Source organism: Micrococcus lacusdianchii (genome assembly GCF_023155805.1).
GTDB lineage: Bacteria > Actinomycetota > Actinomycetes > Actinomycetales > Micrococcaceae > Micrococcus > Micrococcus lacusdianchii.
The window spans coordinates 50061-63706 of the sequence record NZ_JAKNUW010000008.1 but is presented as its reverse complement, the minus strand read 5'-3'; the positions used below and the strand labels follow the sequence as shown (position 1 = coordinate 63706).

Below are 13646 nucleotides of genomic sequence, written 5' to 3'. Positions count from 1 at the left end.
CCTCGCCACCATGTCCCAGAGCGCCGACCTGACGCCGTACCGCACCGCGGCGGCGCGCGCCGCCGTCCGCCCCGCCGAGCCCGTTCCCGACACGGGCTCCCACCCCGCCGGAACCCGCCATGACGACGGCGTGGAGCCTCCCTCCGCCCACCGGCGCACCCGCTGGGCGCGGGCCGGCGTCGCCGCCGCGCTGTTCCTCGTGTGGCTGGCCGTGATGGGCCTGGGCGGGCCCACCTTCGGCAAGATCTCGGAGGTCTCCTCGAACGACCCGTCCACCTTCCTCCCCGCGACGGCCGAGTCCACCCTGGCCGGCGAGCGGGTCGCCGCGTTCCGCGACGGGGAGGCCGTGCCCGCCGTGATCGTGGGAGAGGCATCCACGGCCGATCCGGCCGCCGCGTTCCCGGCGCTCGCCGCCCTGGGCGAGCGCCTCGGGGATGTCGACGGCGTGGAGCGCGTGGTGGGCCCCGTGCCCAGCGAGGACGGCGAGGCGGTCCAGTACCTGGCCTTCCTGCCGGCCGGCGAGGACGCGGAGCGGGAGGTCGCCGACGTCGTGGCGGACCTGCGCGCCGTCCTGGACGATCCTGCGGCGGCGGAGTCCGGGCTGGCCGGGACGGTCGCGGCGGACGCCGAGTGGCACGTGGCCGGCCCGGCGGGCCTGGCCGCGGACCTCGGCGGCGCCTTCGCGGGCATCGACGGCCTCCTGCTGCTCGTGGCCCTCGTGGTCGTCTTCGTGATCCTGGTGTCCGTGTACCGCTCGGTGCTGCTGCCCGTGCTGGTCCTGCTGACCTCCGTGGCCGCCCTGTGCGCGGCCATCCTGGCCGTGTTCTGGATGGCCCGGGCGGACTGGATCCAGCTCAACGGCCAGGCGCAGGGCATCCTCTCCATCCTGGTGATCGGCGCGACCACGGACTACTGCCTCCTGCTGGTGGCGCGCCACCGCGAGGAGCTCGTGCGCCGGGGGAGCGTCACCGAGGCCCTGACCGCCTCCGTCCGCGGTTCCTTCGGCGCCGTCTCCGCCTCCGCCGCCACCGTGGCCGCGGCCCTGCTGATCCTGCTGGTGTCCGACCTCAACTCGAACAGCTCGCTGGGCCCGATCGCCGCCTCCGGCATCGTCTTCGCGTGGCTGGCCGCCCTGACCCTGCTGCCGGCGATGCTGCAGCTGCTGGGCCGCGCCGCGTTCTGGCCCACCGTCCCCTCGCCCGCGAACGCCCGGCGCCGGGCCGAGCGCCGCGCGGCAAAGGGCCGGGCCCACCGCCAGCCCGAGGACGCCCAGGGCCGGCCGATCGCCGGACTTGAGGAGGACCACGGCGTCTGGACGCGCGTGGCCGCCTTCGTGGCGCGCCGCTCCCGCCCGGTGTGGATCGTCACCGCGCTTCTCCTGGCCGCCTTCGCCGCCGGCGTCACCCAGCTGCAGGCCTCCGGCATCGCGCAGACGGACGTGCTCCTGGGCGAGTCCGACGCGCGGGACGGTGAGGAGGTCCTCGCGGCCCACTTCGCCGCCGGCGTCGGCTCCCCGGCGCAGATCGTCGCCCCCGAGCAGGACGCGGACCGCGTCCTCGACGCCGTGGCCGCCCACCCGGGCGTCGTGGAGGCCTCGTTCGAGACGGGGGCACCGGCCGGACCGCCCGCCGCCGGCGTCGCGCCCGGTGCCGACGCCGAGGGCGGCCCCCCGGCCGCCGGACCCGAGCCCGAGCCGCTCGTGCGGGACGGGCGGGTGCTGATCAGCGCGACCCTCACCGACCCCGGCGAGTCCCTCGAGGCGCAGCGGACCGTGGAGGGGCTGCGCGCCGACCTGGACGGCCTGGGCACCGCGGGCGAGGTGCTCGTGGGCGGCACCGCCGCCCAGGCCCTGGACACCAACGTCACCTCGCAGCGTGACCTGATGGTCGTCATCCCGCTCGTGCTGCTCGTGGTGCTGCTGATCCTCATGGTGCTGCTGCGCTCGGTGCTGGCGCCGGTGCTGCTGGTGGCCGCCACGGTGCTCAGCTTCGGCACCGCCCTGGGCGTCTCGGCCCTCGTGTTCAACCACGTGCTGGACTTCCCCGGCGCGGACCCCACCGTGCCGCTCTACGGGTACGTGTTCCTTGTGGCCCTGGGCATCGACTACACGATCTTCCTGATGACGCGCACGCGGGAGGAGACCCCGCGGCTCGGCACCCGCGCCGGCGTGCTGCGCGCGCTCACCGTGACGGGCGGGGTCATCACGTCGGCCGGGGTGGTGCTGGCCGCCACGTTCGCCGCCCTCGCGGTCATCCCCCTCGTGTTCATGGTGCAGCTGGCGTTCATCGTGGCGTTCGGCGTCCTGCTGGACACCCTGATCGTCCGCTCGCTGCTGATCCCGGCCCTCGTCCGGGACATCGGCCCGCGGGTGTGGTGGCCCTCCCGCGCCGCCTGAGCGAGCGGCCCGACGCCGACGGCGCCCCCTCCGGATCCGGAGGGGGCGCCGTCCGTGGCGGTCCGGCACTGGTCGGGCCGGAGCCGGGGTCACTTCGTCGCGTCGGCCTTCTTGGCGCGCTGCTTCTTCGCGCCGCCCTTCTTGGCCTCCGGCTTCGAGGCGACGGACTTCTCCGCGGCGGGCTTCAGGTCCTCACGGTCCCGCACCCGGCCGGCGGCCTCCCGCAGCGCCTGGGCGTCCCCGTGGTCGAGCTCGCCGGCGGCGTTGGTCAGGAACGAGCGCATGAACCACTGGAACAGCTCGAGCTCGTTCACCTCCGCGATCAGCATGTCCTCGGTGATCGGGTCCAGCTCGCCCACCGTCTCGATCGCGGTGCGGTGATCGGTGATGACGCCGTCGTACACCACGTCCAGGGCGGCGAGGTGCTCGCGCACGCCGGCACGGCCCAGGGAGTAGTCGTCCCACGTGCGGTCCGACACGAGGGCGCCGGGGGTGCCCTGCGGGGAGACGCCCAGGGTGGCCATGCGCTCGGCCACCTCGTCCACCATGGCGCGGACCTTCTCGATCTGCGGGTCGAGCATCTCGTGGACGCCGATGAAGCCGGGGCCCACCACGTTCCAGTGGGCGTGCTTGAGGGTGAGCTGCAGGTCGTTGAGCGCGTGCAGGCGGCCCTGCAGCAGCTCGGCGACGCGGTGGCCGTCCTCCAGCGCGAGGCCGGGGACGGTGTAGGCGGCGTTCGTGGTCGTCGTGGTCTTCTTCTGGCCAGCCATGGTGGTTCCTCCTGAGACGTTCGGCGGCGCCGTTCGGCACCGTCCTGGTGAACTCCAGCCGATCATGCCACCGGCATCAGCGCCAGGGTTGGGCGTCGGCAGCGCCGCCCGAGGCCGGGCGGTGTCCCCGGGGGCGATGTCAGCGGATGCTGTGGTTCCGCTGTCGTGCGTAGTCGGTGGCACCTGCCGCAATCGCACCGATCATGGCGGGGATCCAGGTGGCGGGAGCGTCGTAGTCGTCCAGCACGGAGTCGAGCCAGGCGCCGAATAGGCTCACGATCAGCGCTCCGAGGACGGCCATCAGGATGACCCGCGCCCAGTTCACACCGGCATCGGGGCGGCGATCGTCCTCGGCGGCAGAGCCGGTCGTGGGTCCAGGGGAGTGGGCTGCGGGCATGGTCATCTCCTGGGGTGTGTGGACGGATGGTGGACCGAGGTGCGGGCGACGAGTCGTCCTGCTGAATCACGATCTTATGGCTCGTCTGTCCTGGGGTGAATGCCCCGTCCGCGCCATGGCCCTGCCCCGGGACGGTGTCGGGAATGGATCGCGATGGGCCGTGGTTGTGCTCCGTGACAGTTGAAATTGAGCGAGAGCCACTCAGGTTCTTTGACAGCCGCCGCCCCCGGTGGCAACCTGAGCCAGGAGGACTCACATCCCACTGCGGCAGAGCCCGCAGTGGTGGGTCCGCCCCTCGTCAGACAGGAAAGGAGACACCCCATGTCTCGTGCAGTCGGCATCGACCTCGGCACCACCAACTCCGTCGTCTCCGTGCTGGAGGGCGGCGACCCCGTCGTCATCGCCAACGCGGAGGGCGCCCGCACCACCCCGTCCGTCGTCGCCTTCTCCAAGGGCGGCGAGGTTCTCGTGGGCGAGGTCGCCAAGCGCCAGGCCGTGAACAACCCGGACCGCACCTACGCCTCCGTCAAGCGCCACATGGGCACGGACTGGACCACCGAGGTGGACGGCAAGAAGTACACCCCGCAGGAGATCTCCGCGCGCACGCTGATGAAGCTCAAGCACGACGCCGAGGAGTACCTCGGCGAGAAGGTCACGGACGCCGTGATCACCGTGCCGGCCTACTTCAACGACGCCGAGCGCCAGGCCACCAAGGAGGCCGGCGAGATCGCGGGCCTGAACGTCAAGCGCATCATCAACGAGCCCACCGCGGCCGCGCTCGCCTACGGCCTGGAGAAGGGCAAGGAGGACGAGCTGATCCTGGTCTTCGACCTGGGCGGCGGCACCTTCGACGTGTCCCTGCTCGAGGTCGCCAAGGACGAGGACGCGTTCTCCACCATCCAGGTGCGCGCCACCGCCGGTGACAACCGCCTCGGCGGCGACGACTGGGACCAGCGGATCGTGGACTGGCTGCTGCAGCAGGCCAAGTCCAAGGGCGCGGACCTGTCCAAGGACAAGATCGCCCTGCAGCGCCTGAAGGAGGCGGCGGAGCAGGCCAAGAAGGAGCTCTCCTCGGCCACCTCCACCAACATCTCCCTGCAGTACCTCTCCGTGACCGCGGACGGCCCGGTGCACCTGGACGAGCACCTGTCCCGCGCCAAGTTCCAGGACCTCACCAAGGACCTGCTCGAGCGGACCCGCAAGCCGTTCGAGGACGTCATTAGGGAGGCCGGCGTGAAGGTCTCCGACATCGACCACGTGGTCCTCGTGGGCGGCTCCACCCGCATGCCGGCGGTCTCCGACCTGGTGAAGGAGCTCACCGGCGGCAAGGAGCCGAACAAGTCCGTGAACCCGGACGAGGTCGTGGCCATCGGCGCCGCCGTGCAGGCCGGCGTGCTGGCCGGCGAGCGCAAGGACGTGCTCCTGATCGACGTGACCCCGCTGTCGCTGGGCATCGAGACCAAGGGCGGCGTGATGGCCAAGCTCATCGAGCGCAACACGGCCATCCCCACCAAGCGCTCCGAGACCTTCACCACGGCCGAGGACAACCAGCCCTCCGTGTCCATCCAGGTCTTCCAGGGCGAGCGCGAGTTCACCCGGGACAACAAGGCCCTGGGCACCTTCGAGCTGACCGGCATCGCGCCGGCCCCGCGCGGCATGCCGCAGATCGAGGTCACCTTCGACATCGACGCGAACGGCATCGTGCACGTCTCCGCGAAGGACAAGGGCACCGGCACCGAGCAGTCGATGACCATCACGGGCGGCTCCTCGCTGTCCAAGGAGGACATCGACCGCATGGTCAAGGACGCCGAGGCCCACGCGGACGAGGACAAGCAGCGCCGTGAGGCCGCCGAGCGGCGCAACCAGGCCGAGCAGTCCGCCTACTCGGTGGACAAGCTGCTCGAGGACAACGCGGACAAGCTGCCCGAGGACGTGAAGACCGAGGTCCAGGCCGACGTCGACGCCCTCAAGGCCGCCCTCGAGAAGCAGGACAACGACGACGAGGTCAAGGCCGCGTTCGAGAAGCTGCAGGCATCCCAGGTGAAGATCGGCGAGGCCCTCTACAGCCAGCAGGCCCCCGCCGAGGGCACCCCGGAGGGCGCCGAGGCCGGCGCCGGCCAGGCCGACGAGGACATCGTCGACGCCGAGGTCGTCGAGGACGAGGACGAGAAGAAGAACTGACCCGCCCGACGGCCCGGGGCGCAGGCCCCGGGTCTCCGGCGGCACCGGCGGGTCGGTCCCGACGGCGTGAGCCCGTCGGGACCGGCCCGTCGGCCGTCCCCGAGCACTTCCGGCGCCGCGCCCCGCGCGGTGCGAGACGAAAGGACCACCCATGAGCACGGACCCCCACGACCAGCATCCCGTCCACGGCGAGGACGGCCCCGGCCCCGAGGAGCCGGTGATCCGCGACAACCGCCGGATCGACCCCGAGACCGGGCAGGCCCGCGCCACGGGCGCGAGCGCCGAGGGCGACGCCCTCTCCCAGGCTGAGCAGATCCTCGACGAGGCCGGTGCCCAGGCCTCCGCCGAGGGCGACGCGCCGGCGGAGGGCCAGGACGCCCCGGCCGCCTCCGACCGCGAGGCGGAGCTGCTCGAGGATCTGCGCCGTCTGCAGGCCGAGTACGTGAACTACAAGCGGCGCGTGGACCGCGACCGCGCGCAGGCCCAGGACGCCGGCATCCTCAAGGCGGTCTCCGCCCTGATGCCCGTGCTGGACGACGTCGACGCGGCCCGGGCCGCGGGCGACCTCACGGACGGGCCCTTCGCGGCGATCGCCGCGAAGCTCGACACCGCCCTCGCGGGCCTGGGCCTGGAGCGCCAGGACCAGGAGGCGCTGGCCGGCGTCGAGTTCGACCCGGCCGTGCACGAGGCCGTGATGCGCCAGCCGCACGCGGAGGTGCCCGCGGACCACGTGGTCCAGGTCTTCCGCAACGGCTACGTCCGGGACGGTCGCGTGCTGCGCGCCGCCCAGGTCATGGTCTCCGCCGGCCAGGACTGACCCCGGTCCGCCCACCGCGGACCCGCGACCCCACCCGAGATCGACGGAGAGGAGGCACCATGGCCTCGCAGGACTGGCTCGACAAGGACTTCTACGCGGTCCTGGGGGTGTCCAAGGACGCCTCCGAAGCCGACATCAAGAAGGCGTACCGCAAGCTCGCGCGCACCCATCACCCGGACCAGAACCCGGGGGATGCGGCCGCCGAGAAGCGGTTCAAGGAGATCTCGGAGGCCTACGACGTCCTGAGCGACCCCAAGGACCGCCAGGAGTACGACGCGCTGCGCGCGATGGGCGGCGGAGGCGCCCGCTTCACCGCCCCGGGCGGCTCGGGCGCGGGCGGCTTCGAGGACGTGTTCGGTGACATGTTCGGCGGCGGCGCCGGCCCCGGGTCCTTCCGGACGTCCTCCGGCGCCGGCGGCCCGGACCTGTCCGACCTGTTCGGCGCCTTCGCCGGCGGCGGGTTCGGCGGTGCGCAGGGCTTCGGCGGCCCGCAGGGCTTCGGGGGCGGCTACGGCCAGCCCCGGCCGACGAAGGGCGCCGACCGCACCGCCACCACCACCATCTCCTTCCGCGGCGCGGTGGAGGGCACCACGGTGTCCCTGCGCGCAGCGGACGGGGAGACCGTGGAGGTGCGCATCCCGAAGGGCATCCGCGACGGCCAGAAGGTGCGGGCCCGCGGCAAGGGCTCGCCCGGCACCGCCGGGCGGGGCGACCTGATGGTCACCGTGCAGGTGCGCGAGCACCCGTTCTTCCAGCGCGACGGCGACGACTTGCGGGTGCAGGTGCCGGTCACCTTCGACGAGGCGGCGCTGGGCGCCACCGTGGAGGTCCCCACCCTGGCGGGCCCGGTCAAGGTGAAGGTGCCGGCCGGGTCGCAGTCCGGGCGCGTCCTGCGCCTCAAGGGCCGGGGCGTGGCCTCCGCCAAGCACACCGGCGACCTGCTGGTGGAGCTGCAGGTGGCCGTGCCCGCCGAGCTCTCGGACGAGGCGCGTGCCGCCGTCGAGGCCTACGCGGCCGCCACCGCCGACCTCGACGTGCGGAAGGACCTGGCCCGGAGGGCGCAGTGGTGAGCCCGGCGACCCCGCGCGAGGAGCAGGGGGCGCCCCGCGCCCCCCGCCCGGGCGGCACGGGACGCCACGACCCGGTGTTCGTGATCTCCGTGGCGGCGGAGATGTCCGGCATGCACCCGCAGACCCTGCGCCAGTACGACCGGCTCGGCCTCGTGGTGCCCCAGCGTCAGGGGGGCCGACACCGGCGCTACTCCCGCGCCGACGTCGAGCTGCTCGGCACCGTGCAGGCGCTGAGCCGGGAGGGCGTCTCGCTCGAGGGCATCCGGCGGATCGTGGCGCTGCAGCAGGAGGTCGAACGCCTCCAGGAGACGGTCGTGGAGCTCGCCTCCCAGGTGGACCGGCTGCACCACACCTCCCGGCTGGCCCGCGTGTTCTCCGTGGGCGTGGCCGGGGAGGTCTCCGCACGGTACGACTCCCCGGCCGGTGCCCGCGACCCGGGCGACGACCGCGCGGCGGGGGCCGACTCCTCGGATCGCACCGGAGGCGCAGGCTCCGCCGTCCGCCGCCCCGCCGACCCCGCGCGGCGGGTGCTGCGCGCGCTGCCCCCGGCTCCGGCACGCCACGGCCACGCCTCCGCCTGGCGGGCCCTCACGCGGGGCTGACGCTGTGGGCGGCCCGGCGTCCTGGGGACCCGATCCCCGCGCGGAGCTGCAGGAGCGGCTCCGCACCGACGTCGCCCGCCGTTCCGCGCTCACCCGGCGCCAGGCCCGCGCCCTGGACGGGATCGTGCACGCCCTGCGCCCCGACTCGATGCACGCGGACATCCCGCCGCGCACGCTCGTGGACTACGACCTCGACGCGCCGGACGGCCCCGTGGCCGCGATCGCCGTCGGCGAGCTCGACGCCCCGACCCACATGACCTGGCAGGTGTCCGGCATGGGCATCACCGCCCACACGGCCGCGTGGGGCAGCGCCCGGGAGGCGGGGGACCTGCTGCTCGCCCAGCGCCGCGCCGGCGCCCCCCGGCCGTGCGTCGTCGCCTGGTTGGGATACCTGGCCCCGCCGTGGTGGCGTGTGCTGGGAGACGGCCCCGCCCGGCGCGGCGCCGTACGGCTGCACGCCCAGCTGCAGACGTGGGCCCGCCGTCCCCGGCCTCCGCACGCGGCCGTCGGCCCCGCCGTCCACACCGCGATGGAGGCGCACTCGTACGGGACCCTCGTGGCGGCCCACGCGCTCGCGGGGGAGGCGGCCGGCGCGGCCCCCCGGCCGCGGGTGGACGTGCTGGCCCTCTCCGGCGCGGTGGGCCTGCCGCGGCGGCTGGCACGGACGCTGACGGGGCCGGACCGGGCCGTGGGGACGGTCTTCGAGGCCCGCGCGCCCGGGGACCGGCTCGCGTGGGTCGGACGGGTACTGGCCGGCCGATCCCCGTGGGAGGGGGCCGCGGTGCTGCCGGTCCGCGCCGACGAGACCGCCGGGCTGACGGGCGTCCGAGGGCACAACAGCGCCCGCTGGCGCCCCGAGGTCGGCGGGACCGCGCCGCGCGGGTACCGCGACCCGGGCACGGTCACCCTCACCGCCCTGGGCCGGGTCACCGCCGGACGGGGTCTCGACCCCCGGCCGTGAACGGAGCGGGCGGCCGGGTCACCCGCGGGCGGTGCCGTCCGTAGCGGGAGCGCCGTCGTCCTGCGGGGTCCAGCCGTCCGCCCACGTGCCGGTCTCATAGTCGTAGTCGACGTCCTGGCCGTCCTCGTCCGTGCGGCGGTACCAGTCGGTGACCTGCGGGGCGGTCGAGTCGAACTCGGCCCCGGCACCCCGGCCCGCGGGGGCGCGCCGAACGGCGATCTCGAAGTCGTCGCCGTACTGCTCGATGCCGCGCCGGGCCGCGTTGGACAGCGCGGTGGCCGCGTAGTCCCCGCGGATGGAGGCCGGGTCCGTGGCGAGGTCCTGGAAGAACGCGGCGATCATCAGCAGCAGGACCACCGAGAACGGCAGGGCGATGAGGATGGTGAGGTTCTGCAGCGCCGAGAGGGTGTCCTCGCCGCCGGCCAGCAGCATGACCACCGCGATGCCCATCATCATCACGCCCCAGAAGGCGATCACTGCGCGCCGCGGGGACGGGTCGCCCCGGGAGGACAGGGTGCCCATGACCACCGCGGCCGAGTCCGCGGACGTCACGAAGAAGATCGCCAGGATCACCATGACGATCACCGGGGTGATCCCGGAGAGCGGCATCAGGTCGAACAGGGCGAACAGCTGCGCCTGCGGGGAGAGCGTGCCGTCGAATCCCGGCGTGTCCTGACGGCTGAGCCAGATGGAGGTGCCGCCGAGCACGGTGAAGGCGAGCACGAGGATGGCGGTGGGCACGGCCATCACCACGAACACGAACTCACGCAGGGTCCGGCCGCGGGAGATCCGGGCCAGGAACACGCCCACGAACGGGGTCCAGGCGATCCACCACGCCCAGTAGAAGGCGGTCCACCAGGACTGGAACTCCACGGTGGACGCGCCCCAGGAGAGCGAGCGGCCCATCATGTCCAGGAAGCCGTCCGCGTACGCGAGGACGCCCGAGGGGATGAGGTTGAGCAGGAACAGCGTGGGGCCCGCCACGAACACGAAGAGGACCATGCCCAGGGTCAGCACGATGTTGGTGTTCGAGAGGTACCGAATGCCACGGGACACCCCGGAGACCGCCGAAACGACGAACGCCACCGTCAGCACGGCGATGATCCCGATCAGCAGGGCGTTGGTGACCTCGCCCGCGCCGGTCACGATCTGGATGCCCTGGCCGATCTGGATCGCCGCCAGGCCCAGGGTGGCGGCCGTGCCGAACACCGTGGCCACGATCGCGAACATGTCCACGATCCGCCCGGCCAGGCCGCCGGTGTGGCGCGCCCCGAACAGGGACCGGAACACCGAGGAGATCAGCGTGACCCGGCCGCGCCGGTAGGAGCTGTACGCGATCGCGCCGCCCACCAGCGCGTACATGGCCCACGCGCTCAGGCCCCAGTGGAAGTGGGACTGGGCCATCGCCTGGTGGAGCGCCTCGGGCGTGCCGGCCGGCACGGTGTGTGGCGGCGGGGAGAGGTAGTGGGACAGCGGCTCGGACGGCCCGTAGAAGAAGATGCCCACGCCGATCCCCGCGCCGAACATCATGGCCACCCAGGAGAAGCGGGAGAACTCCGGCCCCTCGTCGTCCCTGCCCAGGCGGATCCGGCCGAACCGGGACAGGCCGATCACCAGCATCGCGACGACGGACAGCCCGGCGACCGCGTTCAGCAGCCACCCGGTGGTGGTCATGGCCCACGAGAACGCGGCGGAGGACGCCGCGCCCACGGAGGCCGGCGAGCTGATGCCCCACACCACGAAGGCGAGGACCAGGACGGCGGTCACCCCGAACACCACGGGGTCCACCCCGAAGCGGTGCCGGTTCTCGTCCACGCCGATGCCGGGCACGAGACCCGGGTGGGTGCCGTGGGGGTAGGCGGGCTCGGGCCCGCCGGCGGGGTCCGCCGCAGGGTGCGGGGTGGCATGCGACACGTCGGTCTCCGTTCGTGGGGTCGTCGCGGTCATCGACGACGATAGGCCAGGTCGAACACCAGGCGACCCGCGCGCAGGGCCTTGCCCTCGAACTGCGTGAGGGGGCGGCCCTCGAAGCGGGGGGCCCAGCCGCCGTCGTGGTCCACGGGGTCCTCGGCGAGGGAGGCCGCCACGGCCTCCCCGAGCCCGGCCCGGTCCGGCAGGGACGAGGCCGGGTCGGTCTCGTCGAAGCCGCGGGGCAGGGGCTGTGCGCCGACCTCGAGCTCACGGCCCTCGCGGCGCACGCGTGTCAGCGGGGACTCCTCGCCCGCGGCGCGGCCGGGGTGCAGGTTCTCGAACTCGGCGTGCGCCGCCATGACCTCGCGCATCTGCACGGCGTAGCCGGACCAGTCCGTGGCCAGGCGGAGGACGCCGCCCGGGGCCAGGACGCGGGCCACCCGGTCCGCGAAGGCCGCGTTCACCAGGCGCCGCTTATGGTGGCGCTTCTTGTGCCACGGGTCCGGGAAGAAGACCCAGACCTCCTGGACGGAGCCCGGGGCGAGCAGGTGGTCCATCAGCTCCGGGGCGTTCGCCTCCACCGCGCGCACGTTCGACAGGCCCCGGTCCTCCACCTGCGCCATCAGCGCGGCCAGGCCGGGGATGTAGACCTCGACGGCGAGCACGTTCCAGTCCGGCCGGTCGGCCGCGCCCTGGGCCGTCGACTCGCCGAGGCCGGAGCCCACGTCCACGAGCAGGGGCGCCTCCCGCCCGAAGGCGGCCGTCCAGTCCAGCTCGGCATCCGGGGCCACCGAGGTGGCGGCCCGGTGCCGGGGCACGTCCACCAGCACGGTGTCCGCGAGCCGGTCCCACACCGCCTGCCGGCCCGCGTTCAGGCGGGCGCCGCGGCGGACGAAGGAGACGGGCTCGCGGCGGTGCAGCTCCGGATCCTTGTCCCGGTTGTGGTCGTGCGGGTGGGCGGGGGCGGGGTGGTGGTCCATCCCGTCGATCCTCCCACGCCCGACCGGGCCGGGATCACGGATGCACGCCGCCGCGCACGGTGGAGCCGGAGGGGACGCCGCCGGTGAGGGTGTCCACCGTCACGAAGGTGTAGCCCTCCGCGCGCAGGTGGCCGATCACGGCCGGCACGGCGTCCACCGAGCTCGAGTGGACGTCGTGCATCAGGACGATCCCGCCTGGGGCGGCCGCCGCCCGGACCGCCGCCAGCGTGCGCGCGGGGCTGCGGTGCTCCCAGTCCCGGGTGTCCACGGTCCACGTGACGGAACCGGAGCCGGGCACGGTGCCGAACGCTGCCAGCACGGCCTCGTTCAGGGCGCCGTAGGGGGCGCGAACGGTGCTCGGCTCCGCACCTGCCGCGCGGATGGCGGCGGCGGTGGAGCGCAGCTCCTCCGTCACCGCCTCCGGGGTGAGCGTGGTGAGGTTGGGGTGCGACCAGGTGTGCCCGCCCACCTGGTGGCCCTCGGCGGCCATGCGCGCGATCAGTGCCGGGTTCAGCTCGGCGCTCCGCCCGATCACGTAGAACGTGGCCGGCACCTCCTCCTCGGAGAGCAGGTCCAGCAGACGGCCGGTGTGGCGGCCGGGGCCGTCGTCGAACGTCAGGGCGATGCACCGCGTCACGCGGCAGTCCACGTCGGGCTCGGCCACGGGGTCGGCGTGCGCCGCCGGAGCCGTGGGGGATGCAGGGGCGGGCGCGGGGGACGTGGCCGCAGCGGAGGCCGACGGGCGGGCCGAGGGCGCCGCGGCGGGGGCGGACGGGGCCGGCTTCGGGGCGGCGGGCGCCTTCGGGGCCGCCTCCGCGGCGGACACCTTCTCGACCACCGGCGGGGCCGTCGAGGCGACCGCCACGGGGGTGTCGGCCGGGGCCACGCCCGCCTTCGAACCGCCGAGGTTTGCGGAGGCGGGGGCCTCCGCCGCGACGGGCGCCGGCCGGGTCGTGCGCGGCGGCGCAGCGGTGCGGGTCGGGGCGGCAGTGGAAGTGGAGGCGGCGCGGGTCGAAGGTGCCGGGGAGGAGGGGCGGCCGGTGTCCTCTGCCCCCTCCCCGGAGCCGCCCGTGGCGGTCCGCTGCGCGGCGCGGGACGAGGTCGGCGCGGGGCCGGAGGTCTCGGCCTCCCCTGCGGCCGTGGCCCGGACGGAGGCCGAGGCCGGGGCGTCGGTCGTGGCCGAGCTGCCGGCGGGCGTCTCACCGGCCCCCACCGCCTCGACCGAGGAGGCGGAGGCCGCGTCGCGTTCGGGGCTCGCGGGGGCCGATGTCGTGGTCCTGGCAGGGCTCGACGGCGTCCTCGGCGCGGGAGCGGTGGACGCCGCCGCCGTGGTCGCGGGGGCGGGCGACGTCGTGGGGGACTCCTCCGGCTCCGCTCCGCCGCAGGCGGTGAGGACGAGCGCCAGGGCGGCGAGGCCGAGCGGCACACGGAGACGGGAGGAGGGGGTCATACGGGCATGCTCCTGGGTGGGGCCGGACGAGGAGGGGGCGCCGCACCTGCGGGCCGCGCCCCATCCTTGCATCCCGGTACCGGCGGATCCGGCCAGGGGAGGTCACGATGCG

The 13646-nt window shown here is 74.4% G+C and carries 11 protein-coding genes; 6 read left to right on the top strand and 5 right to left on the bottom strand.

Going from position 1 to position 13646, the window contains the following annotated elements:
* Positions 1-10: 10 nt before the first annotated feature.
* The gene (locus MA879_RS06720; protein ID WP_248124331.1) at positions 11-2395 is read left to right on the top strand and encodes an MMPL family transporter; all 2385 of its coding nucleotides are present in this window, start codon (positions 11-13) and stop codon (positions 2393-2395) included.
* 89 nt (positions 2396-2484) lie between these two features.
* Here MA879_RS06720 and MA879_RS06715 read toward each other — a convergent pair whose 3' ends face one another.
* Positions 2485-3165 (bottom strand): Dps family protein, encoded by a 681-nt coding sequence (locus MA879_RS06715; RefSeq protein WP_248124329.1) that lies wholly within the window; start codon positions 3163-3165, stop codon positions 2485-2487.
* Between the two features lie 139 nt (positions 3166-3304).
* Positions 3305-3562 (bottom strand): hypothetical protein, encoded by a 258-nt coding sequence (locus MA879_RS06710; RefSeq protein ID WP_248124328.1) that lies wholly within the window; start codon positions 3560-3562, stop codon positions 3305-3307.
* Between the two features lie 321 nt (positions 3563-3883).
* Between MA879_RS06710 and dnaK the strand changes: the two genes are divergently transcribed.
* From dnaK to MA879_RS06685, 5 genes are all read left to right on the top strand, one after another.
* Positions 3884-5743, top strand: coding sequence for a molecular chaperone DnaK (gene dnaK / locus MA879_RS06705; RefSeq protein WP_248124327.1), 1860 nt, complete (start codon positions 3884-3886; stop codon positions 5741-5743).
* Between the two features lie 151 nt (positions 5744-5894).
* On the top strand, positions 5895-6560 hold the full coding sequence (locus tag MA879_RS06700; RefSeq protein ID WP_248124325.1) for a nucleotide exchange factor GrpE: 666 nt from the start codon (positions 5895-5897) through the stop codon (positions 6558-6560).
* Between the two features lie 59 nt (positions 6561-6619).
* Positions 6620-7630 (top strand): DnaJ C-terminal domain-containing protein, encoded by a 1011-nt coding sequence (locus MA879_RS06695; RefSeq protein ID WP_248124323.1) that lies wholly within the window; start codon positions 6620-6622, stop codon positions 7628-7630.
* Complete coding sequence (locus tag MA879_RS06690) at positions 7627-8232, top strand: heat shock protein transcriptional repressor HspR (protein WP_295017777.1); 606 nt, start codon at positions 7627-7629, stop codon at positions 8230-8232. Before MA879_RS06695 ends, MA879_RS06690 begins: the two co-directional genes overlap by 4 nt.
* A gap of 4 nt (positions 8233-8236) precedes the next feature.
* Positions 8237-9193 (top strand): alpha/beta hydrolase, encoded by a 957-nt coding sequence (locus tag MA879_RS06685; RefSeq protein ID WP_248124321.1) that lies wholly within the window; start codon positions 8237-8239, stop codon positions 9191-9193.
* 18 nt (positions 9194-9211) lie between these two features.
* On the opposite strand, the gene MA879_RS06680 is transcribed toward MA879_RS06685, so the two are convergent.
* From MA879_RS06680 to MA879_RS06670, 3 genes are read right to left on the bottom strand one after another with little or no spacing between them, the layout of a single operon-like run.
* Positions 9212-11107 carry a BCCT family transporter gene (locus MA879_RS06680; RefSeq protein WP_248124320.1) on the bottom strand — a complete coding sequence of 632 codons (1896 nt, stop codon included), beginning with the start codon at positions 11105-11107 and terminating at the stop codon, positions 9212-9214.
* A gap of 29 nt (positions 11108-11136) precedes the next feature.
* The gene (gene trmB / locus MA879_RS06675) at positions 11137-12084 is read right to left on the bottom strand and encodes a tRNA (guanosine(46)-N7)-methyltransferase TrmB (protein ID WP_248124318.1); all 948 of its coding nucleotides are present in this window, start codon (positions 12082-12084) and stop codon (positions 11137-11139) included.
* 34 nt (positions 12085-12118) lie between these two features.
* Positions 12119-13534, bottom strand: a complete 1416-nt coding sequence (locus MA879_RS06670) for a polysaccharide deacetylase family protein (protein WP_248124316.1) — start codon at positions 13532-13534, stop codon at positions 12119-12121.
* Between the last annotated feature and the right edge of the window lie 112 nt (positions 13535-13646).